General features: G+C 47.6%; 26 protein-coding genes. 11 read left to right on the forward strand and 15 right to left on the reverse strand.

The genetic code is table 11. The annotated features are described in order from the left end of the window. Positions 1-271, forward strand: a 271-nt coding sequence (locus KO512_RS11405; RefSeq protein ID WP_215952471.1) for a 3,4-dihydroxy-2-butanone-4-phosphate synthase, incomplete at its 5' end; no start/stop codon positions are given. 27 nt (positions 272-298) lie between these two features. Here the strand turns inward: KO512_RS11405 and KO512_RS11410 are convergent. The 11 genes from KO512_RS11410 to KO512_RS11460 form a co-directional block, all read right to left on the reverse strand. Further along, positions 299-844, reverse strand: a complete 546-nt coding sequence (locus KO512_RS11410) for a 1,2-dihydroxy-3-keto-5-methylthiopentene dioxygenase (protein ID WP_215952472.1) — start codon at positions 842-844, stop codon at positions 299-301. A gap of 20 nt (positions 845-864) precedes the next feature. After that, the gene (gene mtnC / locus KO512_RS11415) at positions 865-1,545 is read right to left on the reverse strand and encodes an acireductone synthase (protein WP_215952473.1); all 681 of its coding nucleotides are present in this window, start codon (positions 1,543-1,545) and stop codon (positions 865-867) included. A 13-nt stretch (positions 1,546-1,558) separates the two neighbouring features. Continuing rightward, on the reverse strand, positions 1,559-2,170 hold the full coding sequence (locus KO512_RS11420; RefSeq protein WP_215952474.1) for a methylthioribulose 1-phosphate dehydratase: 612 nt from the start codon (positions 2,168-2,170) through the stop codon (positions 1,559-1,561). Between the two features lie 365 nt (positions 2,171-2,535). Continuing rightward, positions 2,536-3,081, reverse strand: a complete 546-nt coding sequence (locus KO512_RS11425) for a DUF3299 domain-containing protein (RefSeq protein WP_215952475.1) — start codon at positions 3,079-3,081, stop codon at positions 2,536-2,538. Between the two features lie 4 nt (positions 3,082-3,085). Further along, complete coding sequence (locus tag KO512_RS11430) at positions 3,086-4,345, reverse strand: ABC transporter permease (protein WP_215952476.1); 1,260 nt, start codon at positions 4,343-4,345, stop codon at positions 3,086-3,088. Further along, positions 4,342-5,037, reverse strand: coding sequence for an ABC transporter ATP-binding protein (locus KO512_RS11435; RefSeq protein ID WP_215952477.1), 696 nt, complete (start codon positions 5,035-5,037; stop codon positions 4,342-4,344). Before KO512_RS11435 ends, KO512_RS11430 begins: the two co-directional genes overlap by 4 nt. Before the next feature lie 19 nt (positions 5,038-5,056). Further along, a complete protein-coding gene (locus tag KO512_RS11440) occupies positions 5,057-5,704 on the reverse strand; it encodes a DUF2796 domain-containing protein (RefSeq protein WP_215952478.1) in 648 nt (215 codons plus the stop codon). A gap of 134 nt (positions 5,705-5,838) precedes the next feature. Next, complete coding sequence (gene ansA, locus KO512_RS11445; protein ID WP_354667742.1) at positions 5,839-6,855, reverse strand: asparaginase; 1,017 nt, start codon at positions 6,853-6,855, stop codon at positions 5,839-5,841. 52 nt (positions 6,856-6,907) lie between these two features. Then, positions 6,908-7,942, reverse strand: a complete 1,035-nt coding sequence (pyrC, locus tag KO512_RS11450) for a dihydroorotase (protein WP_215952479.1) — start codon at positions 7,940-7,942, stop codon at positions 6,908-6,910. 126 nt (positions 7,943-8,068) lie between these two features. After that, positions 8,069-8,344 (reverse strand): GIY-YIG nuclease family protein, encoded by a 276-nt coding sequence (locus KO512_RS11455; protein WP_215952480.1) that lies wholly within the window; start codon positions 8,342-8,344, stop codon positions 8,069-8,071. Then, the gene (locus tag KO512_RS11460; protein WP_215952481.1) at positions 8,344-9,192 is read right to left on the reverse strand and encodes an alpha/beta fold hydrolase; all 849 of its coding nucleotides are present in this window, start codon (positions 9,190-9,192) and stop codon (positions 8,344-8,346) included. The genes KO512_RS11455 and KO512_RS11460 overlap by 1 nt, the downstream gene beginning before the upstream one ends. 410 nt (positions 9,193-9,602) lie before the next feature. Here KO512_RS11460 and KO512_RS11465 point away from each other — a divergent pair, with 410 nt between their 5' ends. Continuing rightward, positions 9,603-10,031, forward strand: coding sequence for a hypothetical protein (locus KO512_RS11465; protein WP_215952482.1), 429 nt, complete (start codon positions 9,603-9,605; stop codon positions 10,029-10,031). Between the two features lie 97 nt (positions 10,032-10,128). On the opposite strand, the gene KO512_RS11470 is transcribed toward KO512_RS11465, so the two are convergent. Beyond that, complete coding sequence (locus tag KO512_RS11470) at positions 10,129-11,058, reverse strand: LysR family transcriptional regulator (RefSeq protein WP_215952483.1); 930 nt, start codon at positions 11,056-11,058, stop codon at positions 10,129-10,131. A 118-nt stretch (positions 11,059-11,176) separates the two neighbouring features. On the opposite strand from KO512_RS11470, the gene KO512_RS11475 reads away from it, so the two are divergent. The 3 genes from KO512_RS11475 to glcF are packed head-to-tail and all read left to right on the forward strand — an operon-like array spanning position 11,177 to position 14,965. Beyond that, positions 11,177-12,658 (forward strand): FAD-linked oxidase C-terminal domain-containing protein, encoded by a 1,482-nt coding sequence (locus tag KO512_RS11475; RefSeq protein ID WP_215952484.1) that lies wholly within the window; start codon positions 11,177-11,179, stop codon positions 12,656-12,658. 1 nt (position 12,659) lies between these two features. Next, positions 12,660-13,721 (forward strand): glycolate oxidase subunit GlcE, encoded by a 1,062-nt coding sequence (glcE, locus tag KO512_RS11480; protein ID WP_252734975.1) that lies wholly within the window; start codon positions 12,660-12,662, stop codon positions 13,719-13,721. A 23-nt stretch (positions 13,722-13,744) separates the two neighbouring features. After that, the gene (gene glcF / locus KO512_RS11485; protein ID WP_215952486.1) at positions 13,745-14,965 is read left to right on the forward strand and encodes a glycolate oxidase subunit GlcF; all 1,221 of its coding nucleotides are present in this window, start codon (positions 13,745-13,747) and stop codon (positions 14,963-14,965) included. 69 nt (positions 14,966-15,034) lie between these two features. Here glcF and KO512_RS20315 read toward each other — a convergent pair whose 3' ends face one another. Then, positions 15,035-15,226, reverse strand: coding sequence for an Lrp/AsnC ligand binding domain-containing protein (locus KO512_RS20315; protein ID WP_289847235.1), 192 nt, complete (start codon positions 15,224-15,226; stop codon positions 15,035-15,037). Between the two features lie 180 nt (positions 15,227-15,406). Between KO512_RS20315 and KO512_RS11495 the strand changes: the two genes are divergently transcribed. The 4 genes from KO512_RS11495 to KO512_RS11510 all read left to right on the forward strand — a co-directional run bounded on the left by KO512_RS11495 (position 15,407) and on the right by KO512_RS11510 (position 20,985). Beyond that, positions 15,407-16,159 (forward strand): sulfite exporter TauE/SafE family protein, encoded by a 753-nt coding sequence (locus KO512_RS11495; protein ID WP_215952488.1) that lies wholly within the window; start codon positions 15,407-15,409, stop codon positions 16,157-16,159. Between the two features lie 2 nt (positions 16,160-16,161). Beyond that, entirely contained in the window at positions 16,162-17,532 is a 1,371-nt protein-coding gene (safD, locus tag KO512_RS11500) for a sulfoacetaldehyde dehydrogenase SafD (protein ID WP_215952489.1), read from the forward strand. Between the two features lie 325 nt (positions 17,533-17,857). Beyond that, entirely contained in the window at positions 17,858-19,243 is a 1,386-nt protein-coding gene (locus KO512_RS11505) for an aminotransferase family protein (protein ID WP_215952490.1), read from the forward strand. Positions 19,244-19,515: 272 nt separating this feature from the next. Next, positions 19,516-20,985: a PLP-dependent aminotransferase family protein gene (locus KO512_RS11510; RefSeq protein WP_215952491.1), complete on the forward strand. Its 1,470-nt coding sequence runs from the start codon at positions 19,516-19,518 to the stop codon at positions 20,983-20,985. A 67-nt stretch (positions 20,986-21,052) separates the two neighbouring features. Here KO512_RS11510 and KO512_RS11515 read toward each other — a convergent pair whose 3' ends face one another. Next, complete coding sequence (locus KO512_RS11515; protein ID WP_215952492.1) at positions 21,053-21,253, reverse strand: hypothetical protein; 201 nt, start codon at positions 21,251-21,253, stop codon at positions 21,053-21,055. 102 nt (positions 21,254-21,355) lie between these two features. Between KO512_RS11515 and KO512_RS11520 the strand changes: the two genes are divergently transcribed. Both KO512_RS11520 and KO512_RS11525 read left to right on the forward strand, forming a co-directional pair. Next, a complete protein-coding gene (locus KO512_RS11520; RefSeq protein ID WP_303492625.1) occupies positions 21,356-22,012 on the forward strand; it encodes a LysR substrate-binding domain-containing protein in 657 nt (218 codons plus the stop codon). Positions 22,013-22,199: 187 nt separating this feature from the next. Beyond that, positions 22,200-22,553 carry a DUF3127 domain-containing protein gene (locus KO512_RS11525; RefSeq protein ID WP_215952493.1) on the forward strand — a complete coding sequence of 118 codons (354 nt, stop codon included), beginning with the start codon at positions 22,200-22,202 and terminating at the stop codon, positions 22,551-22,553. A gap of 97 nt (positions 22,554-22,650) precedes the next feature. Here the strand turns inward: KO512_RS11525 and KO512_RS11530 are convergent. Continuing rightward, positions 22,651-22,958 (reverse strand): helix-turn-helix domain-containing protein (locus tag KO512_RS11530; protein ID WP_289847236.1); only part of this gene is annotated, 308 nt, incomplete at its 5' end.

The raw sequence follows: 22,958 nt of genomic DNA on the forward strand, positions 1-22,958 counted from the left end.
ATATCAGCCTCTATATCAGTCTCTATTTCAGCCTATTGCTATCCTCTTATCACTCATCACACTCTCAACGATAGAGATAGCAGCGAAGAGGTTATTGAGGATTCGTCAAGATCGTATAGTCATTTTAGTCAATGATAAAAATCGAGAGAGTGACGAAGACCTTGTTATGGTGGGATCAGCGGTCACACCTAACAATATTAATTTCATGACAATACCGACAACTAACCTGCTATACCCAGCATGCTGGAGTTACCAGCGCGACAACGATTAAACGACTCCCCAAGCCGACGCCTCAAGCCTAGTCATCAAACTTTGGAAACTGATCTGCGATCGCACTACCGGAATAATTGGCCACCCAACCCTCGGGGTTATTAAACAATCGAATCGCGGTGAAATCAGGCTCCGGTCCCATATCGAACCAGTGAGTCGTATTGGCAGGCACTGAGATCAGATCATCTTTACAACATAGCGCTCTATACACCTTATCTTCGATATGTAGGTAGAAGATCCCCTCACCCCGGACAAAGAAACGTACTTCATCTTCGCTGTGGGTATGTTCGCTCAAAAATTTCTGCCGCAGTTCATCCTTGGCGGGGTTATCGCTGGCGAGGCTGATGGTATCAACCGTGATATAGCCCTGCTCATCTTTAAGTCGCTGAATCTCAGCCGCATACGCCGTCAAAATCGCCTCGGCATCGCTGTCAGCACTGATCGGCTGGGCGGCTTGCCAACGCTCAAAACGTACTCCCACCTCCGCCAATTGTTGGCTAATGTCTGCAACATCACAGGTAACGCTTAAAGGTTGTTGCGGCTTGTCATCCTGATATACACGTAATTCACTCACGTCTGAATCCTCTGTTTTAACTATGCGTTCAACGCTATCTGCTGAAAATTTTCGACCACTGGATGGTCACTGACAATCGGTTCATCCCGGGCCAACAAAACCGTTGCCATACCCGCTTCACGCGCGGCATCTAACTCTTCGACAATATCCGATAAAAACAGTATGTCAGCAGCGGGTAAACCGATATCCTCAGTGATGTTACGATAAGCAGAAGCTTCCCGTTTATGACCGATATGGGTGTCATAATAGCCACTGAATAGCGGCGTCAGATCACCAAAGTCGCTATAGCCGAACAGTAGTTTTTGCGCTCTTACCGAGCCAGACGAAAAGACATATAAAGCTAAGCCCTGCTGCTGCCAGCGCTGCAAATATTCGTAGGCATCTGCATACAGGTGGCCGGTGAAATCCTGATTCTCATAGCCGTTAACCCAAATCAGCCCCTGCAAGTTTTTCAGTGCAGTGACTTTTTTATCCTGCTCGATCCAGTTTAAAAATGCACTAATCAACGTCTCTACGTCGGCACTGGGCTGCCCTAAGACCCCACGAGCCTCTGTTAAAATAGACTGCACGGCCTCATCATCTGCGTGACTGCGTAGATAATCGGACAGATGTTCATAGGCATAGGGAAACAACACCTTATGCACAAAATTAATATCGGTGGTGGTGCCTTCAATATCGGTTAAGATCGCTTTTATCGTCATACTCTATACATCCTTATTTCACAGCCAACCGGCGCATCTCTAACTCGCAGGCAAACAGAAACTCTAACCCTTCAAGATGTCGACGTGCTTCTGCGATATCCTTACCCCAAGCGTAGAGACCGTGGCCACGGACAAGGAATCCCCAACTCAGCGGTGATTGCTGCCAACGCGCTGCGAGCTGCGCGGCTAACGACTGCATATCTTGAGTATTATCAAACACCGCCAACTGAATAGCCGGCTCATGGCTGGTGTTTCCCGCGAGGGATTTTTGCATCTCATAACCAGAGATTGTCAACCACTCGCCGGTTACCATTCGGGACAGCACCGTGGACGCTACCGAGTGTGTATGTAGCACCGCGCCGATCTGCTTATCCAACTGATATAGCCGCGTATGCAGCAAGGTTTCGGCAGACGGTTTGAGATCAGAATCAACCGGACTCCCTTGCAAGTCAACCGTTAACAGATCCTCCATTATTAACCGTCCCTTATGTCGTCCGGAAGCGGTCACCAAGGCTCGTTCACCATCTAAGCGCGCCGAAAAATTTCCGCCTGTGGCTGGACACCAACCCTGACGATCAATCCAACCGCCCGCATCGATAAGCGCCGCTGAAAGAAGTGCCTGCATGCATCATTACTCAGTCTAAAAATGGTGGCTTAGTGTAATCGATTTTACCGCCGCAACGAAATAACCTTAAACCCATAATAAAGAACTGACGGGTTAACCCCGTCGACGTTATGCGTTCAATACAACAGACTAAATAGAGGTTAATCGCTTTAAACCGGCTATGAATTAGAGCTATGAATTGGAGCTATAAATTGGAGCCCTGAAAGCGCCATGAAAAAGTCACTCTTAATGGGATACCGGCAGAACAGCGATATCGATAGAACGCACAGCATGTTGAATCTGACAAAAGCTTTAAAGGATGCTATTTCCTCAAAGAGTAGAGCGTTGCTACTTTTTGCACCGCCCTACACGCTTAATATGGCCGTTTACTCTTCGGTATAAGGCTCTATCTTGTAGGCTTCCATCGTATACCCCGACGTACCCAACTCATGGGCGACGGTAGCGACTTTGAGTTCACCGCTTACCCAAATCGCATCATAGAGGTTTTCGACATTAGTGCCCGGCTCGAAGGTTACATGAATCATTTGGTTTGAAGGCGGGGGTGGGACATGAATACAGGCGCCAAAATAAGGCACGAGAAAAAATTCCGTGACGGCCATCCCCTCTTCCACCAGTGGCACCACAAAACCGGGAATACGGATCATCTTGCCATCGACTTCGGGAACTACAGGCGCAGAACTCAGTGCCTCCATCATCGCTTTTAACTTGATTTCAGCCAGCGGGTCATAATCATCCAAGCTGCCAAACTGACTGGTATCAAAAATAGCATCGAAGGAGTAGTCTGCCGGCATCAGGCTATCCCACTCCATATTCTCTACCGTTTTGCCATTAATCGTCGCCGCTTGTACCACACCAACGGATAGCATGAGAGCGAAGGTAAAGCGGGTAACAACACACATTAATCGTTTCATTAAGTCATATCCGTACAGTCATACCATCGGCCAGCGAATAACGATAGGCGCGATAGCCAGGGATCAACCCCGTAAGGGTTCCTGCCAGTAAGACCAGTAGTAATAACTTAAGTTCAGCGAACTGTGGCAAACTCAGCGATAACTGTAACCCATACCACTGCTCTAATAGCGGAAGCCCAAGTGCCAAACCACTATAAAGTAGTACCATGCCCAGTATTATCCCCAGCAGGGTTAATAAGCCTGTTTCGATGACCAGTAACAGTAGCATCTGTAACGGCCGACAACCGACCGACCGTAGAATAGCTAACTCACGGCGACGTTCGTTTAAGCCGGTCAATAACACCGTCAACATCGTAAATAAGCCAGATAAAACGACAAAGCCAGAGATCAACAACAACGCATTCTCAGCAATACCGATCATCCCCCAAAGCTCTTGTAATGCAACGCCTGGCAAAACCGCTTGGAGAGGTTCTGCACGATAGTTACTGATATAGCGTTGTAACTGAAAAGTCGCCATCTTCGACTTCAGCCCCAAGAGAAATGCAGTAATTTGATGCGGTTGCAGGTCTCTTTCCTCCAATGGAGTAGTCCCACCAGAACCCGGGATATAAGCACCACTCTGCCAATCCACATGGATCGCCTCAATCGCTTGAAGACTCACGTGCAGAGTCCGATCGACTGGGGTTCCCGTTGCCGCAAGAATACCCGATATGGTAAAGGGCTGATCTTTATGTTTACTAAAACTGGTACTCCCTACCCCATGAGCAATTACAACTTGATCGCCTAACTGATAGCCAAGTTTTTTAGCGACCTCAGCCCCTAGCACCACATCATGTAATTGTTCAAACGGCACGCCCTGAGAAAAAGTCAAAGGCCGTTTATTTCCATAACGATAATGTTCAAAATAGGCTCCGGTAGTACCCAAAACCCGATAGCCTCGATGGGAATCCCCCAGAGAAAAGGGAATAGACCAAGCCACCTTTGGATTGCTGGCAATATCCTGATAACTCTCCCAACTAACATTGTTGGTAGCATTACCGATGCGAAAAACGGAATACAGCAGCAGTTGAACCGACCCCGATCGAGCACCAACAATCAGATCCGTGCCCGCGATGGTCGAACTAAAACTCTGCTTTGCGCCATGGCGTACCTTTTCTACCCCCAATAACAGCGCCACACTTACCGCAATCGAACAGATGATCATTAAGGCCGTCATACGACGATTCAACAAACTTTTATACACCAAATTCAGAATGAGCTTCATCCACGGTCTCCGGCACGGTTTAACTGCTGTAGATCGACCACGCGGGTGAAATGTTTTGTTAACTCGCGATCATGACTGACAAATAGCAACGTAATACCGTGCTGATCACACTCCTCTATTAACAATTTAATAAAGCCCGCTCTATTGTCACTATCCAAAGAAGACGTCGGCTCATCGGCAATAATAATACGCGGGTTACCGATCAAAGCCCGAGCCGCGGCCACCCGCTGTTGTTGCCCGATACTGAGATCCGTCACCGGCTTATCGATCAACGCGGCTAACCCTAACGACGCTAACAACGCCAAGGCTGCAGCCTCCGCTGTCCCGTAGTGTAGACAAGCTCGCTCTTGTCGCAGTGCCGAAAAATGACAGGGTAACAGCACATTTTCCTGCACCGACAGGTAGGGCAATAAATTGAATTGCTGAAAAATGAGTCCGATATGATCCGCACGGAAACGATCCCGTGCGGCGGCAGACAGTTCACTGAGGTCACAGCCATCGACAACAATACGCCCTGATCCTGGCTGATGAATACCCGCCATCAAGTTCAACAGGGTTGACTTACCACAGCCTGATGGGCCATGCAGAAACAGCTTCTCTCCGGCTGCAATCTGCAGTTGATCAATATCCAACACCGGTGTGTCAGGACGCCAAGAGAATTTAAGCTGCTGCAGCTCAATCAATGAACTCATTCGGACAGACTTCCTGTAACTAGAATTTAAATAGCGGCTCTGCAGCGGTAAGGTGCTTCACGCCTTGGCCAAAACCGGCTTCCAAAGGGACAATGTATTGCACTTCAAGTTCCTTCAGTAGTGGGAAATGGCTAAAGAGTTTAACGTCGAGTTGTTGCAGTGCATTGATATCGCCACATTTAAACTGATAGTCCAGATCATAATCACTATGTCCGGCTTCATCATGATGAGCATGTGCTTCACCATCATGATCTTCGTCATGGTCATGATCTTCGTCGTGGTCATGGCCTTCGTCGTGGTCATGATCTTCGTCGTGGTCATGATCTTCGTCGTGGTCATGATCATCATCGTTATCCGATAACGAGCTTTCGATCGATGCCAGTGTCATTTGGCATTGAGCCGCCGCTGGCAATAAAACGACATTATCAGGGTTGTTAAGTAATACTGTCGCCTGCTCAACGATGCTTCGTTGCTCTGCTGTATTTGGCGCGTGCTCAAACCCCAGAATATTCATCGCGGGTGTTTCTATCTGTAATTGCAGAACATCATCTTCAATCACAAGCTGCATAGTCGCAGCACCATGTTCATGACTGCCGTGTTGCCGTTCATAACCCACCGCAGGCACCGCAAGGGTTGTCGCCATCAATGCCAAGCAATACTTATTCATAAATACCAACTCTCTTAGAGGAATTCAAAAAAGTTATGTTATAACAAAAACAAACCATAAAGAATGCCTGCTATATAAAAAAACCCCGACCGTCAACGATCAGGGTTTTATTTAGCCCGCCAATAAGAAGAGTCTCAGGTCATCTCTCCGCACAGCGGCTTAACCATTAACGTCCCAACTTGCTCTTGAGGCTGGGTGGCAATTAGATAATGTAACTTAGTAAAGGCCGCTTCTAACGTCAGATCACTACCCGGAATAACGCCAATACGATTAAGGGTCGCGCCAGTCGCATAAGCCCCCTGACTCACCTTCCCCTGCAAGCACTGAGTCACATTAACAATACTCACACCCCGTTTAATCGCCGCTTCTAAAACCGCCATTAATTCGCTGTTAGCATCGGGGGGATTTCCCGCACCATAGGTCTGCAGGACACAACCTTTAACCGCATTATCATTGAGTATTGCCTCAGCTATTCTGGCCGACATACCCGGATAGACCGGAAACATCACCACGGCATCAGGGTTTAACGCTGGGATATTGAAATGTATACGACCCGCCGCTAATAGTCGTTCGGTATGCAGGGTAATATTGATACCAGCCTGCCCTAAATGACCATAATTCGGTGAATCAAACGCATCCAGCGCCGCACTCTTTAACTTGCGTGATCGGTTGCCTCGCAGTAAACGCCCATTAAAGCAGATACACACTTCGGGAACCGGATATTGCCCTGCAAAGATCAGTGCCGTTAACAGGTTATCCAACGCATCATTACGTAACTCAGCCAAAGGAATCTGCGAGCCCGTTACAATCACCGGTTTATCGAGGCCTTGCAGCATAAATGACAACATTGATGCGGTATAAGCCATCGTATCGGTGCCATGCAGTAAGACAAAACCATCGTACTGCTGCCAACGCTGTTCGATAATACTGGCCAGTTCAATCCAGTGATGGGGTTGCAGATTCGAACTGTCGATCAGTTGATCCAATTCCAACATATCGAATGCCGGTAATTGGGCCGCCCGCTCATCGTTAAGCTGTTGGCGCACCCGTTGCTCGAAACCGGCAACCGGCACATAACCCTGTGCCGAGGCTTGCATACCGATAGTGCCACCGGCATGAATTATCAAGATATGTCGCTGTAGAGGCATCATTTCGCTCGATATAAATACGTCAAATAACTAGAACACATCGGATTTAAAGCGATTAGTTCTGTAATTTCCAGCTAACCTGCTGTCCAGCAAAGAATGGCACAATGGGTCGACCATCCGGCAGAATGATCTCTTCAGGCAGAGTCCACTCTTGGCGCATTAAAGTAATCGTGCCTTCATTACGTGGCAGGCCATAAAAGTCGGCGCCATGATCGCTGGCAAACCCTTCCAACTTATCCAGTGCTCCCAGTTCTTCAAAAACATGGGCATACAGCTCAATGGCACTCCAAGCACTGTAACAACCGGCGCAACCACAGGCATTCTCTTTCGCTTCTTTGGCATGAGGCGCCGAATCAGTACCGAGGAAAAACTTAGGTGAACCGGACTGCACCATCTGGCGCAGTACCGCTTGGTGAGTATTACGTTTTAGCACAGGCAAACAGAAATTATGAGGACGTACACCACCCACCAGCAGATCATTACGGTTCAGCAACAGGTGTTGCGGGGTAATGGTGGCGGCGACATTATCGGAGGCATCATTCACAAAGTGTGCCGCATCACTGGTAGTGATATGTTCAAAGACAACTTTAAGATGAGGAAAAGCGGCAACAATTTTGCTCATTTTTTGATCGATAAAGACTTTTTCCCGATCAAAGATATCAATATGGTGATCAGTCACTTCACCGTGAACCAACAGTAACATTCCCTGTTCAGCCATGACGTCAAAGATAGGATACATCGCTTCTAGGTCGGTCACGGCAGCCGAAGAGTTGGTTGTCGCGCCAGCCGGATAAAGCTTGGCCGCGACCACGCCCACCGCTTTCGCATCAATAATATCCTGACCGGTAGTCGCATTGGTCAGATAGAGCGTCATCAATGGCTCGAAGGTAGAACCCGCCGGTCGTGCCGCCAAAATTCGTTCTTTATAGGCCATCGCAAGCGTTGCATTTACCACCGGTGGCGCTAAATTCGGCATCACGATTGCCCGTTGAAAACAACGCGCTGTCGCTGGAACTGTCTCTGTCAGCATATCCCCGTCACGAAAATGCAGGTGCCAATCATCGGGTGTACGGATGGTTAAAGTTGTCATAGAGAGGGAATCCTAAGCGCTGAGGTGATAACAAAAAAGTTGTCAAACATTATACAGATGCACAACCAGAGCGGGAAGCAAAGCCGAGGAACCGCACGAATGCGTCGATTAAGGATGACTGATGAGTTACTGATTACCGCCAAGCTGCAGTAGTTTTAATTTTGCCAAGCGGGACATTTTTTTAATTTCAGCCTCCCGTTTACAGGCGGCTGAACGGTTGGCACAAGCTTCTTGAAAAACCAAATTCACAGGCCGCCGAGGGCGGGTATATTTAGCCCCTAAACGATCATCGAAGTTATGTTCGTTCAAGCGCCGTGCGGTATCGGTCGTTACACCGGTATAAAGAGAGTCATCAGCACAGCGTAAAATATACACATACCATGATGTTAACTCCTCGGACATTAGATCAAATCCACTTGGCTTATATCAATATCAACACCATCGGTGGCCGCCAAAAAGTTGATCAGCAACGGATTCACCTGATCCGGCTGCTCTAATGTCACCATATGGCCTGCCTGTCGGATAATGGCCAACTGACTCCCAGGCATCAAACGATGCATCTCTTCAATCTCTGCTTGGGGGCGAGGAATATCATGCTCACCGGACATAATTAAGGTTGGGCAGCGAATATCAGATACCTGATCTAACATCGACTCTCGTTGAAATAGCTGTTTTCCTAGCGCCGTAATACCGCTCAACTGCTCCGGTTCGAGAAACATTAGATCAAAACGGAAAGTTTCAGATAATGCAGGATTCGCCTGCTGCGTCTCAGGACTAAAAAGAATATCAACGATAGAATCAACCACTCGAGTCGGTAAGCTCTTCAGTTGTTCCACGACGTTTAATAGGGTCAGGTAGTCTTCTTCACCCTCCTCTGTTTCACTCCCTAAATAGCAGGAAATCAGCGCTAAACTGGCGACTTCATCTGGGTATTGCATCGCTAATTTAGCCCCCCAAAGCCCGCCGGTTGACATACCCAGTACACTATACCGGTCGATACCTAACTGCTGCATCAACAGATGATGGTCTTCTGCCAGACGTTCGATACTCAGATCACCATCCACTACCGATTGCGAGCGACCGTGCGACCATAAGTCAGGAACAATACAACGAAAGTGTTGAGATAAAAATCTTAGCTGAGCATTCCATACTCGACAGTCCCACAAAAAACTGTGCCCCAATAGAAGCGGAAATCCTTCCCCCTGATCTAGATAATGCATCTCCCGCTCATTGATCATACAGCTGGGCATAATGTTCCTCTTACGAATAAGCGTCAGTTAAAGTGAAATGTAAAGGTATGTAAAGCATCTACCTCCAAGCACTTTTTAAGCGTATATTTAGGTGCTAAATATAGAGAAGCCCTCCTTATAACAACAGCTTTAACATACATAAAACTCACATATACTGCCCAAAACAGGTAGCACAGGCGGTCGCACCCCTACGAATTATCTTGCAATTTCTAGTTAACCCACAAACGGGCATTAATCACTAGACAATACGTCAACAATCCACGCGTAGCCCAACATTCACGGGCATGACCAATTGCTCAAAATCAATAGTCACTCCAAATAAAATGACTCATTACCTTCAGAGTTGCTGCCGATAAACTATAATGAAATTCTCATATTGCTTATCACTATAGCAGGCCTTTGGGACTCCCATGCAAAGAATCATCATACTCAGCTGCTGTTTAGTTACCGCTCTACTTACCGGTTGTGTCACGAACACCCCTCAACTACCCGAGTACCCAGGTGCCGGTGGTATGACTCAATGGAATATCCAACCTGAAGCCTATCTATACCATTACGAGCATGGCTTTACCGGCGTTGACTCATTAGGTTATGACCCCAAGCTACAAAAGGTCTGGTCACGCTTAGGGGCAGCCGTTACCTGCCGTATCGATTATGACAAACCTTATATGATTCAGTTGCTGATGAAACAATTTGGCGACAAAGCGATTACCCATGAACTCAATGGCATCGGTTTCCATCATGTCCAGAGTCGGAAAGTCCCGCAATTCTGCAACGAAGCGAGAATCAACGAGATCAACGCAGCACTGCAACGCTATCAACAAGGCCGGTTTAACTAATCGCTTGAATCATATAAAGATGCGATCGGTAGGCTCAGCCATCATTGATGCGACTTCATCGATCGCTAACACTCAATGCGGCCTGAAAAGAACCTGTTCATGGCAGTAACAGTGTCCCCCGTAACTGCCCCGAGGTATGCAAGGTTTGAATCACCTCTTTCAGAATACTCTCCACCGCCCGGGCAGCCCGGGTTTTCGGTCGCTCTTTAAGGGATACGATCGCATGGACACGCTTCACTTCGGGGCTGACAATTTTTAGGGCATCGAGCTGATCACCCCGCCACTCTTGTGTCACCACATCATAGGGAGCGATTGCTTTGGCCAAATCACTGTTAACAATACTGCGAATAACATTGGCTGAGTTCTGTTCATAACGGATATTCAGCGGCCGCCTAGCTTCCAATGCTTTCTGTTCTAGTTGCAGGCGCATGCTATGGGGCTTAGCGGGCACGACTAAGGGAAACTCACATAGCTGTTCAAATTTAATCGTCCCATCATTGCCAAAGGGCAGCAACGCTTTACCAAATAGATAAAGGTTCTCTTGGTAAGCCGAAATAGCATCCACGCCATCGATATCCGCCGCGTTGGGAATCAACCCTAAATCCACCTTACCCTCTTGCACCAAGGCCGCCGCATCGACACTCATTGCATCGCGCACCTGCAACTGAATATCCGGATAGCGGGTTTCACATAAAGACAGCAGATGGGGAATGAGGGCAAATGCTTTGGAAGAGTCGATCACAACCGCCACTTCCCCTCTGGGGGCTAACTCATCGGAGATCAGGTCCGATTTAGCCTTATCCACCTGCCGTAGAATCAGTCTCGCGTGATGTAAAAAGCTTTCACCGGTCTCGGTCAGTTTGACCCCTTTAACACTACGAGCAAATAGTTTTATCGATAGCTCCGTTTCCAGCGCCGCTATCTGATGTGTCAACGCCGGCTGAGCGACAAAAATAGCGCGAGAAGCGGCCGAAAAGCTGCCATGTTCAGCGATCTGGACAAAATATTCCAACTGCTTCAAATTCAAACTATCACCCGCTTATCAGCCATTAAAAAACACGATGGTTAAGTATATATAATATGTATTTTTTTAATATCACCACTCCACCTAAACTCCATCCAACGGGACAATTTAGGTATCAGCTATGTGCGACGCTCAACCAATACGAGAACAGCAGCTGCAACGCATTCTTACACCACTGCAACGCTTCATGAAAGCGGAGAATATCGTCACCAGCGTTGAAGCCTTGCGGGCTTACGAGTGTGATGCCTTCACCACCATGCGTCAGTTGCCGCTGCTAACGCTGTTGCCCGAAAACATTGAACAAGTGCAGCAGATTATGCGCCTCTGTTATCAACTGGATATTCCGGTGGTCGCTCGGGGGGCGGGAACCGGCTTAACCGCTGGCTCAATGCCAGTCGAAAATGGCGTGTTACTCAGCATGACCAAGTTTGATCAGATTCTCGAGATCGATATTGCCAATCGCACGGCGCTGATCGAGCCCGGTGTGCGCAACCTTGCCGTCACTGAAGCAGTAGCCCCTTATGATCTGTACTTCGCCCCCGACCCCTCATCGCAGCTGGCCTGCTCCGTGGGCGGCAATGTCGCCGAAAATGCCGGTGGTATTCACTGTCTTAAATATGGTCTGACCGTGCACAATATTCTCGCACTGGACGTCATCACGATTGAGGGCGAACGGCTGACACTGGGCGGCGCATCACTGGATGCGCCAGGCTATGATCTCACTGCACTGCTAACAGGCTCCGAAGGCTTGCTCGGTGTTATCGTGGGTATTCGGGTCAAGCTGTTGGCTAAACCCGCCAGCGCCCGGGTATTGTTATGCGGCTTCGCCAGTATCGAAAATGCCAGCCACGCCATTGCTCAGATCATTTCGGCCGGTATTATCCCCGCCGGTCTAGAGATGATCGACCATACCGGCATCAATGCCATCGAAGAATTGATGCATGCCGGTTACCCTACCGATGCAGCGGCCGTCTTAATCTGTGAGTTAGATGGCAGTGTTGATGAAGTAGAGGATGAACTCGCGCGGGTAATCCTGCTGTTAGAAGCACTGGATGCCACGAACATCGAGATATCCAACAGTGAGGCGGAAAAAGCCCGTATCTGGGCGGCACGAAAAGCGGCTTTTCCGGCGATGGCGCGCCTCGCACCGGATAATTACATTATGGATGGCACCATCCCGAGAAGAGCCTTGGCCGCTGTTTGGCAGCGTATCAATCAACTCGCCGACGAATACCAGCTATTGGTGGTCAATGTTTTTCATGCCGGCGATGGCAATATGCACCCCTCAATTTTGTTTGATGCGATGGACGCTGATCAACGCCATCGCGCTGAAGAACTGGGGACCCGCATCCTAGAACTCTGCATTGAGGTGGGCGGCACTATTTCCGGCGAACATGGCGTCGGCCTCGAGAAAATCAATCAGATGTGCCTGCAGTTTAACCATGATGAATTACAGCAATTTCATGGCGTAAAAGCCGCCTTCGACGCCAAAAATCTCCTCAATCCCGGCAAACAGATCCCCACACTGGCTCGCTGCGCCGAGTTTAATGGGATGCATGTTCATAAAGGCGAGATCGCTTTCCCCGATTTGGAGCGTTTTTAATATGATCGACATACCCACCTTGGCCGACCAAATAGCACAAGCCGCCGCCGATAAAACGCCACTGCAACTGCAAGGCGGTGGCAGCAAAGCCTTTTATGGCGAAGCGGTTGAAGGCACTCTGCTACCCTTGGGCGAGCACCGGGGAATTATCAATTACGAACCCTCAGAGCTGGTCATTACCGCCCGGGCTGGCACGCCGTTAAAAGAGATCGAACAACTGCTCGAACGAGAAGGGCAAATGTTAGGTTTTGAGCCGCCGCGATTTTCAGACAACGCCACCCTCGGCGGCACTATCGCCTGTGGTCTATCGGGCCCACGTCGCCCCTATGCCGGCGCGGCCAGAGATTTTGTCTTGGGTGTTACCCTGATGAATGGTAAAGGTCAGTTGCTTAAGTTTGGTGGTCAGGTGATGAAAAATGTCGCCGGTTATGACCTCTCTCGCTTAATGTGTGGGGCACTGGGCACCCTCGGAGTGCTACTGGAAATCTCGCTAAAAGTCATTCCTAAGCCTCAGTATGAAGAGACTCGTGTGATCGCGGCGGACTTTACTCAAATGCAGCACCTGCTAGCTGAGATCGGCCGCAAACCCTTTCCGGTATCAGCCACATTGCTCGAGAGCAATCGTCTATTCATCCGTTTATCCGGTGCACAGGGTGGCGTCGCCGAAGCGAGCCAGCATATTGGCGGCGATAAGCTATCTGATAATGATGCTCCTTGGCTAGGCGTGAAAGAGCAGCAACATGATTTTTTTAACCAACCCAAACCGCTTTGGCGACTCTCACTGCCACCCATGGCTCCCGCAGTACCGGCATCACTGTTTGATGGCCCAACACTGATCGAATGGGGCGGCGCTTTACGCTGGCTGTATAGCCAACAGAGCGACTCACTACAACAGTGGGCGAAAGCCAACGGTGGACATGCAATCTGCTTCAAAAATCCGTTGCCCGGCAGTCCTATTTTCACGCCCTTACCGCCAGCGCTATTGGCACTGCATCAGCGACTCAAAGCGCGTTTCGATCCGGCGGGTATTTTAAACCCTGGCCGCCTCTACCCCGACCTTTAAGCCGTGATTCCAGAGAGTGTATTATGCAAACCAATCTAGCAGACTTTATCAAGGACACGCCTGAAGGCCAGGAAGCGGATGCTATTCTACGCAAATGTGTGCACTGTGGTTTTTGTCTGGCCACCTGCCCCACCTACAGCGTTGTTAACAATGAATTAGACAGTCCCAGAGGGCGCATCTATCTAATGAAGCAGATGCTTGAAGGTCAACCCGTCACGCAACATACCCGTCACCATCTCGACCGCTGTTTGCTATGTCGAGCCTGTGAAACCACCTGCCCATCGAACGTTGAATATCATCGACTGGTGGATATTTCCATCCCCCTCATTGAACAACAGGCCCCCCGCAGTTTTAAACAAAAACTCCTGCGCAGCGCGATCGCTCATGTGCTGCCCTATCGCTCACGGTTTCAACCGTTATTGCGCTTAGGTCAATCGGTGCGGCCACTGCTGCCCGTCCAGCTAAAAGCCAAAATTCCGACTTATCAGCCCAAAAGCCCTTGGCCGGAAGATATTCATAGCCGCAAGATGCTGGTGCTAGAAGGCTGCGTGCAACCGGGCCTGGCACCGGATATCAATGCGGCCAGTGCTCGCGTTTTTGCTTACCTTGGTATATCCCTGATCACCGCCCCCAAGGCGGGTTGTTGCGGCGCCGTCAGCTACCATCTTAACCGGCAAGCCGACGGGCTGGATTTTATGCGTCGCAATATCGATGCCTGGTGGCCCTACATCGACGCCGGCTGCGAAGCCATTGTAATGACCGCCAGTGGTTGCGGTGCAACAGTGAAAGAGTATGGCGAGCTGTTAAAACGAGATCCAGCTTATGCAGACAAAGCCTTAAAGGTTGCTTCGCTAGCCAAAGATGTTGTCGAAGTGTTAACCCAGGAAGAGTTACATCAACTACCACTGAGCCCCAAGACCAAAATAGCCTTTCAATGCCCCTGTTCGTTACAACATGCACAGGGTCTATCCGGTGAAGTTGAAAGAATCCTCACACGACTGGGTTTTGAAACCACCTTTGTGGCGGATAATCATATCTGCTGCGGCTCGGCAGGTACCTACTCTATCTTTCAACCAGAGCTAGCCCAGGCATTAAAAACCAAAAAGCTCAGCAATCTCATGAAAGGCCAACCCGAGGTGATCGGCACCGCCAATATCGGCTGCATGACCCATTTAAACGCAGCCGCAGAAGTACCGGTAAAACACTGGATACAGATCGTCGACCAAGCTATCCAAAAGACTTAGAATGATGAAAAGAGGTCATCCGATGTCGGCTATTCTCCCTGATCGAACAACCGCTTATCAACAGCCGTTCTAGGGTAGCTCACAGGTTATTTTTGGCTGTTTCATCGAGAACTGGGTGCTGCTAGAGCAAATCCCCTCAACCAGCAGCAACAGATTACTTAACAGCGCTTCGTAACTCTCCATATCCCGGATGATAACCTTCAGTAGATCATCACAAGAGCCGTGACCGAATAATCCCCCTATATCTAGGGACTCAGCCAATGCTAAAAGCGGTGTCCGGCATGCGGCCTCAAGATCACTCTCCTCGTTAGCCTCTCTAAGTCACTTCATGATAGATAACCAAGGTGGACAAGAACTTACATCAAACTGGCCCTATAGCCTTTACCTCTTTCTTTTTATGCTAAGCCCTACATACAACTCGTCACTAAAAAAAGAGAAATAATGGAAGTTGTTAACTTATCCAACGAAAGCTTAATCTGGCTATCATTAGCAGTCACTATCGCATCGATGATCACCTCAATCACCGGTATGGCGGGTGGTGTGCTCATGTTCGCGGCGATGAGTGTCTATATGCCGGTCAAACCTTTAGTGGCAATACACGGGGTTGTACAGGTATCAAATAACGCAGCCCGTGCTTGGTTTCTAAGACACGACGTCCGCTGGGGTATGTGCATCCCTTTTGGCCTTGGGGCCGTTATTGGCGCCATTATCACCACCCTGTTTATAGTTAAATACATTGGCGAGTTCTTTCCCCTGCTGATATTGGTTCTGCTAATTTTCTATACCCTGTTCAAACCCAAACACCTACCCCATTTTAAGATTAGCGATCAGAACTTTTTCTGGGTCGGCATCGCTACCGGCAGCATGGGCATTATTGTTGGAGCTATCGACCCCTTACTCGCACTCTTTTTTATGCGTGACGATATGAGTAAAGAAGAGGTCGTCTGCAATAAATCGGTTATGCAGATGTTTGCTCATCTCACCAAGATACCCGCTTACCTTTTTCTCGGATTTTCATTTATCGATAACGCCTACCTGATTGGCATATTAAGCGTCGCGGCAGTTGTTGGCGCGAAGCTTGGCGTGATCGGACTGCGTTATATCAATACCAACGTCTTTTTTACACTCATGAAACTGGCACTATTTTTAGCCGCCAGTCGTATCGTATTTCAACTAATCCAAATGGGAGTTTAGCAATGAGCCAAACCTATACATTAGTAAACCCTTACAACAATGAACAGATTGGTGAGTATGAATACACTCCCTGGTCACAAGTTGAAGAAAAACTCGCTTTACTCAAAACAGGCCAGAAGGTTCAACGTAAAACCGCCGCTTACGAGCGTGCTAATGTGTTATTGAAATTAGCAGATCTACTCAAAGATAACGCTGAAAAAATAGCGCGACTGATTACGATCGAAACCGGCAAAACGATTTCCGATTCCCGTGTTGAAATGATCCGCGCAATTAACGCAACCATCGCCAGCAGCGAAGAAGCACGTCAAATCAGTGGTGAATCACTGGATTCTGATGCCTACGCTCCCGCCGGTGGTAAAATCGGCGTGGTTTGCTGGCGTCCGCTAGGCACCATTTTTTGTATTACTCCCTTCAACTTCCCGATTAATATTGCAATGCATAAAATTGGGCCTGCCTATGCGGCGGGTAATGCCATTCTCTTTAAACCGGGCCCACAAAACACCGCGACCTCTCAGTTACTGGTCGAACTATGTTATGAGGCCGGTATGCCTGAAAGTGTGCTGCAATTTTGCATGCCTCCGCTCTCTGATCTGGATAAACTAAACGCTCATCCCGATGTTAATGCCATTAACTTTACCGGTGGTACCGCTGCAGCAAATGCTATTGCCGCTGCCGCCGGTTATAAAAAACTATTGCTCGAACTCGGTGGTAATGACCCCTTGATCGTTATGGATGATGCGGATTTAGAAGCTGCCGCAACCTCCGCCATTAACCATCGTTTCGCCACCGCAGGCCAACGCTGTACCGCTGCGAAACGTCTGTTTGTTCACGCCTCTGTCTATAATCAGTTCCGCGATATTCTGGTCGAAAAAAGTGCCGCATTAGTTATTGGCGATCCAATGGATGATAAAACTTTTGTCGGACCTGTTATTCATATGGGCGCCGCGAAAGAGATTCGTCAACGCATCGAAGGGGCCATCGAAGATGGCGCAACTGTAGCCCTTGGCAACCAATACGATGGTGCTTTTGTACATCCAACCATTCTGGAAAATGTGCGGGCTGATAGCGAAGTTATGATTGAAGAGACCTTTGGTCCCGTTATGCCGTTGTTTAAATTTGAAGATGTGGAAGAGATTATTCCTGTTATCAACAACACCGCTTATGGTTTACAGGCAGGCATATTCAGTAACAACCTATCTGTTATTCGCTATCTGTTTGAAGAGCTGGATGTGGGTACGTTAGCCACCAATGAAGGCCCAGGCTTCCGTACAGAACACTTCCCCTTCGGCGGTGTTAAAGAGAGTGGTGTAGGCCGTGAAGGTATTAAATACGCTATTCGAGAAATGAGCTACACAAAAACATTAGTCATCTAATAAAACATAGGACGTTTATACACTTATCGTCCTCAATATTAAGCGTATTCCTATGGATTACGCTTTAATTTAAAAAGGTAGCCTAAGTCTAGGTTGCCTTTTTTTTCATCTGAAAAAATTATTTTTTACTTTTATCTCTGGCCTCAACTCTGAGTTTCATCTGGTCCTAACGACTCAGCCTTCAGAAGCGTAATTTAACATTATTGATAGTTCGGCAAGTTGATATTTTTTCTTAAGTTCTGTTTGTTATCAATATGACCTTCACAACGCTTTAAGAAAACGACAATATCAGCTTGTCTCACCGGTATAAACAGATGAGGCTAATATGAGCAATAATGTGAATGAGTTTGATTCTATAGATGTCGTGAACAGTGACCGTAACCATGTATGGCACCATCTGACGCAGCATAAAGCATTTGAAAAAAGCGACCCAATGGTCATTGTTAATGGTAAAGGCCTTCATGTGTGGGACGCCAAAGGCAATGAATACCTTGATGCGGTCTCTGGTGCAGTATGGACGGTTAATGTTGGTTATGGTCGAACTGAAATTGCGGATGCAGTTCGTGACCAACTGGTGAAAATGAACTACTTTGCACAATCTGCAGGCAATGTTCCAGCGGCACAATTTGCTAAAAAATTGATTGAAAAAATGCCTGGGATGAGTCGTGTTTACTATTCCAACTCTGGCTCTGAAGCTAACGAAAAAGCCTTTAAAATTGTTCGTCAAATAGCACACAAGAAATATGGCGGCAAGAAAACTAAGATCCTTTATCGTGAGCGTGATTATCACGGCACAACCATTGCGACACTCAGCGCGTCAGGGCAGTTTGAACGCAAGCATCAATATGGTCCTTTTGTTCCCGATTTTGTTGAAGTCCCTCACTGTTGTGAATATCGCGCTCAGGATGATGCGGATAAAGAAAATTATGGTGTTTGGGCAGCCAACCAAATCGAAAAAGTCATTCTAGCAGAAGGCCCTGATACCGTAGGAGCGATCTGCCTTGAACCGATCACTGCAGGCGGTGGCGTTATTGAAGCACCTGCCGGTTACTGGCCTCGGGTACAAGAGATCTGCAAACAATATGATGTTTTAATTCATATCGATGAGGTGGTCTGTGGCTTAGGTCGAACAGGTCAATGGTTCGGCTATCAGCACTACAACATCCAACCCGACATTGTCACTATGGCTAAAGGGGTCGCGTCAGGATACGCAGCCATCTCCTGTACCGTCACCACCGAAGCAGTGTTTGATGCCTTCAAAGAAGATGAAGATCCACGTATGGGTTATTTTCGTGATATTTCGACCTTTGGTGGTTGTACTGCTGGGCCTGCGGCTGCACTCGTTAATATGCAGATCATCGAAGATGAGAACCTGTTAGATAATGTAAATACCCAAGGCGCTTACCTGCTTAGCCAACTAAACATGCTAAAAGACAAGCATTCAATCATTGGTGATGTACGCGGTAAAGGCTTGTTTGCCGGATTTGAGATGGTTAAAGATAGAACGACAAAAGAGCCGGTCGACGAATCAATGGTGATGGCTGTCGCAGGACACTGCATGGCGAATGGCGTGATTATTGGCCGAACTAACCGTTCATTCAAAGAGTTCAACAATACGATCTGTTTAGCGCCAGCCCTGATTATCACTAGAGAAGAGATCGATCTTGTGGTCGCAGCGATAGACGAAGCTCTATCAGCCGTTACCCATTAACCGGTAAGCCAACCTTAGCCTAGTTTGTTAGTTCAAGATGGCTGGACTAACAAACTACAATTTCAACCACGGTAAAGCCCATATTTCCTGAGATTTAGCCTCTACTCGATCAATGCACCTCGCTATCTATGGTATTATTTCAATCAAAATAGATTGATTGACTACCTCTTTTGAACGATCTCTTCCTTAGGAAATACGCGCTGTCGAGTACCACTTAACCACGGATGACTGTCATTATATTAGACTGTTTTTAAAGCATGAGGCGTGTGTATATGTTCCATCTTTTTCATCTCACCCAAGACAAAAATGTTAGCTTACAAAAACAACTAAGAGAGCAGATCGCCAACGCGATCATGAATGGTAATATTCCGCCGGACGTTCCCCTACCTTCTAGCCGAAAACTAGCAAAGCTATTGAACATTGCGCGTAATACGGTGGTGCTGGCCTATGAACACCTGCTAGATGATGGCTATCTCATCGCCCGTGAGCGACGTGGCTATTTTGTCAATCCCGATATGCTAGATAGCCAAGCCGATAATCAACCTAACTCACACGTGGTAAGCAGTCAGTTAGAAGATTGGCAACAACGGTTCAAAATCCACCCCAGCGAACAAATCAATATCAATAAGGCACTGGACTGGCAAAGTTATCAATATCCATTTATTTATGGCCAGTTCGATGAAAAGATATTTCCCGCCGTCAATTGGCGAGAATGCTGCCGCGATGCAGTCAGCGATGCCGCCGTGAGTGATTGGGCATCGGATAGCTTAGACCACGATGACCCTCGGCTGATTGAGCAAATACGTACACGTTTACTTCCGCGTCGAGGAATATGGGCTTCACCTGAACAAATATTAGTCACTGTCGGCGCACAGCTCTCCCTCTATCTATTAGTACAGTTATTGTTAGATAAGCACTCGACTCTAGGCTTGGAAGACCCCGGTTATGTCGATATCCGAAATATCGCTAAATTGCACGGGTGTAAAATGAAACCTCTGCCGATCGACCAAGATGGTTTGATAATGGGCGATCAATTAAGTGATTGTGATTTAATCTACACAACCCCTAGCCATCAATGCCCAACGGCCGTGACAATGCCGCTGGAAAGACGCTATGAATTATTAAATCGCGCGAGCAGTGATGATTTCTTAATCATTGAAGATGATTATGAAAGCGAAACAAACTTTGATAACAAGCCCAACCCTGCGCTCAAAAGCTTAGATAAGAGTGACCGCGTCATTTATATAGGAAGCTTGTCAAAAACATTAGCTCCCGGTTTACGCCTCGGGTATGTGGTTGCCTCCGAGCCTTTAATAAAAGAAGCCCGTGCGTTACGCCGCCTAATGATTCGTCACCCCGCGTCAAACAATCAACGCGCGGCCGCCATGTTTTTAGAACGTGGCTATTATGATGCTTTAATAATGAATATTAACCGTAACTATCGCACCCGCTGGCGCGCCGTGGATCAGGCTCTGAATCAACATTTACCAGGCAGCCATGAAGTACCTAACTTTGGCGGCTCTTGTTACTGGGTGCGCTGTCCTGACAACCTAGATACCGCGGAACTAAAACAACGTGCCATCGATGAGAGCATCATTATTGAACCGGGCCATATTCACTTTTACCATGATGATGGCCCTAAGAATTTTATCCGTCTCGGCTTCTCGTCAATCTCAACCGATCGCATCGAGCCCGGCATCAAAAAACTGGCCGAACTGATTAACAGCATGACCAGCGTATAAACCTCAAAGAAAAAACCCCAAGCATCAAAATGCTTAGGGTTATCTGGCAAGCTGTTTAAGATAACGTTTAAGCGATTTGCCGATTCACTGTCGCGGCTACCATTCGGGTTAGACTACTCAAATCAAAAATAGGTAAACCAAACTTCGCCTGCAGTGCCGGGGAAAAATGTGAAAGGTCGGTACACTCTAAAACAAGAGCGCCAACATTGGGATTAGCCTCTAGCATCCCTTGAATCACCGGACACAGCTCCTCTTCGAATAGAGCCAAGCGAACTATCTCTACAAAGAAGTCGAAGCTATTTTTTCACGCATACAGGATGTCAATCAAACCGTTCAAGATATTCAAAATAAGCAGTATGGTTTTCTCCGCATCGGTTGTATGCCCGGCCCCTCAAACTTTTTCATGCCCGACATACTGGCTGACTTTCTAGTCGAGCACCCAAAGATTCAAGCCTCATTGCAAACGCGTACCTCAGATTCTGTCATCGAATGGGTTGCCTCGAATCAGTATGACCTTGCCCTAGCAGAAGTAACATCACATCAGCCTAAAGTTGGTAGAAACCAACTATTTGATCTCCTATGTGTCTGTGCCTTGCCTGCAGATCATCCACTCGCCGTTCACGATATCATCACTTTAGACATGCTCGATGCTGAGCCAATGATCACACTCCACCCCGACCATATGATCTATCATGATCTACTACAGCTATTTGAAGCCGGCGGACATCGTATGAATGTTCGACTACAAACCCGCTTTTTTATACCGGCCCTAAAGTTTGTCGAGCGAGGTCTCGGAATCTCCATTATTGATCCGATCTCCGCATTCAGTTACACCACGTATGCCCAACCGAGAAAAGTCGTCTTTCGACGTTTTCAGCCCGATATATTCTTACGCGTCGGCCTCCTCTTTCCAACCGATAGCCCATCATCGATGATCGCCCTTGAGTTTGCGCGTCTGCTAACTCAGCGAATAGAAGACCTCTGCGAAAACCCTGAGCAGATTCTCTGCTGGGACATGAATGATTAAACGAACGTAGGTAGTGTTCATTCTTTAAAAAATGATCACGGCCGGTATACGCACTAGAGGCGCTTTCCGCTTTTTTGCCTCAAATAACGTTCCATAAAACGGTACAAAAACAGCTCAAATCGGAAGCAATATTTTACTTTTTCTGTTTTAATTCATCGTTGCAATAGACTTAATAAGGTAGGAAATTATGGCTTACGAGCTGTCAGGTAAAGTTAAATTAATTCAAGACCCTCAGACATTTAACAGCGGTTTCACTAAGCGAGAAATGGTGGTTATCGTTGAAGATGGTAAATACCCACAGGAAATTAATCTTGAGTTCGTTCAAGACAAAGTGAGCTTACTCGATAACCTTCACGTGGGGCAGGATGTCACTGTGACGTTTGACATTCGTGGGCGTGAATATAACGGTCGTTATTTCAACAACCTTCAAGCCTGGAAAGTTGAAACAGGCAATTCCGTTGATAGCCATATGAATCAAGAACAACCAGCATTCGACAATAACGTACCTGAAGTATCCTTCGATGATGATATTCCGTTTTAGCGAACTATATATGTAAGATGTAACGTTTACATCTCAAGTACCAGAAGCCTTGCAAAATGAACGCTTGGTGTAATTAAAAAGGGGGAATTATCCCCCTCTAAAAATCGGCTTCTACAGAGGGCTCGATCGACGGAGCCAATGCATATTTATCCATCATTCGATACAACGTTACACGAGAAACACCCAACATTTTGGCTGCTTGAGTCATATTCTGTCTGCAATTCTGTATAGCATTAGCTATCGCCTCTTTTTCCGCCAAGGCCCTTACCTCTTTCAGGGGCATCACCAAAGACGCCTCTTCGGTACACGCCTCTAGGCCCAAATCGTTTGGCTGAATGAGCCTTCCATCGCACATAACAATCGCCCGCCGTACCCGATTAATAAGCCGGGGATTCATATAATAAG

This window comes from Amphritea atlantica, from assembly GCF_018860855.1.
GTDB lineage: Bacteria > Pseudomonadota > Gammaproteobacteria > Pseudomonadales > Balneatricaceae > Amphritea > Amphritea atlantica_A.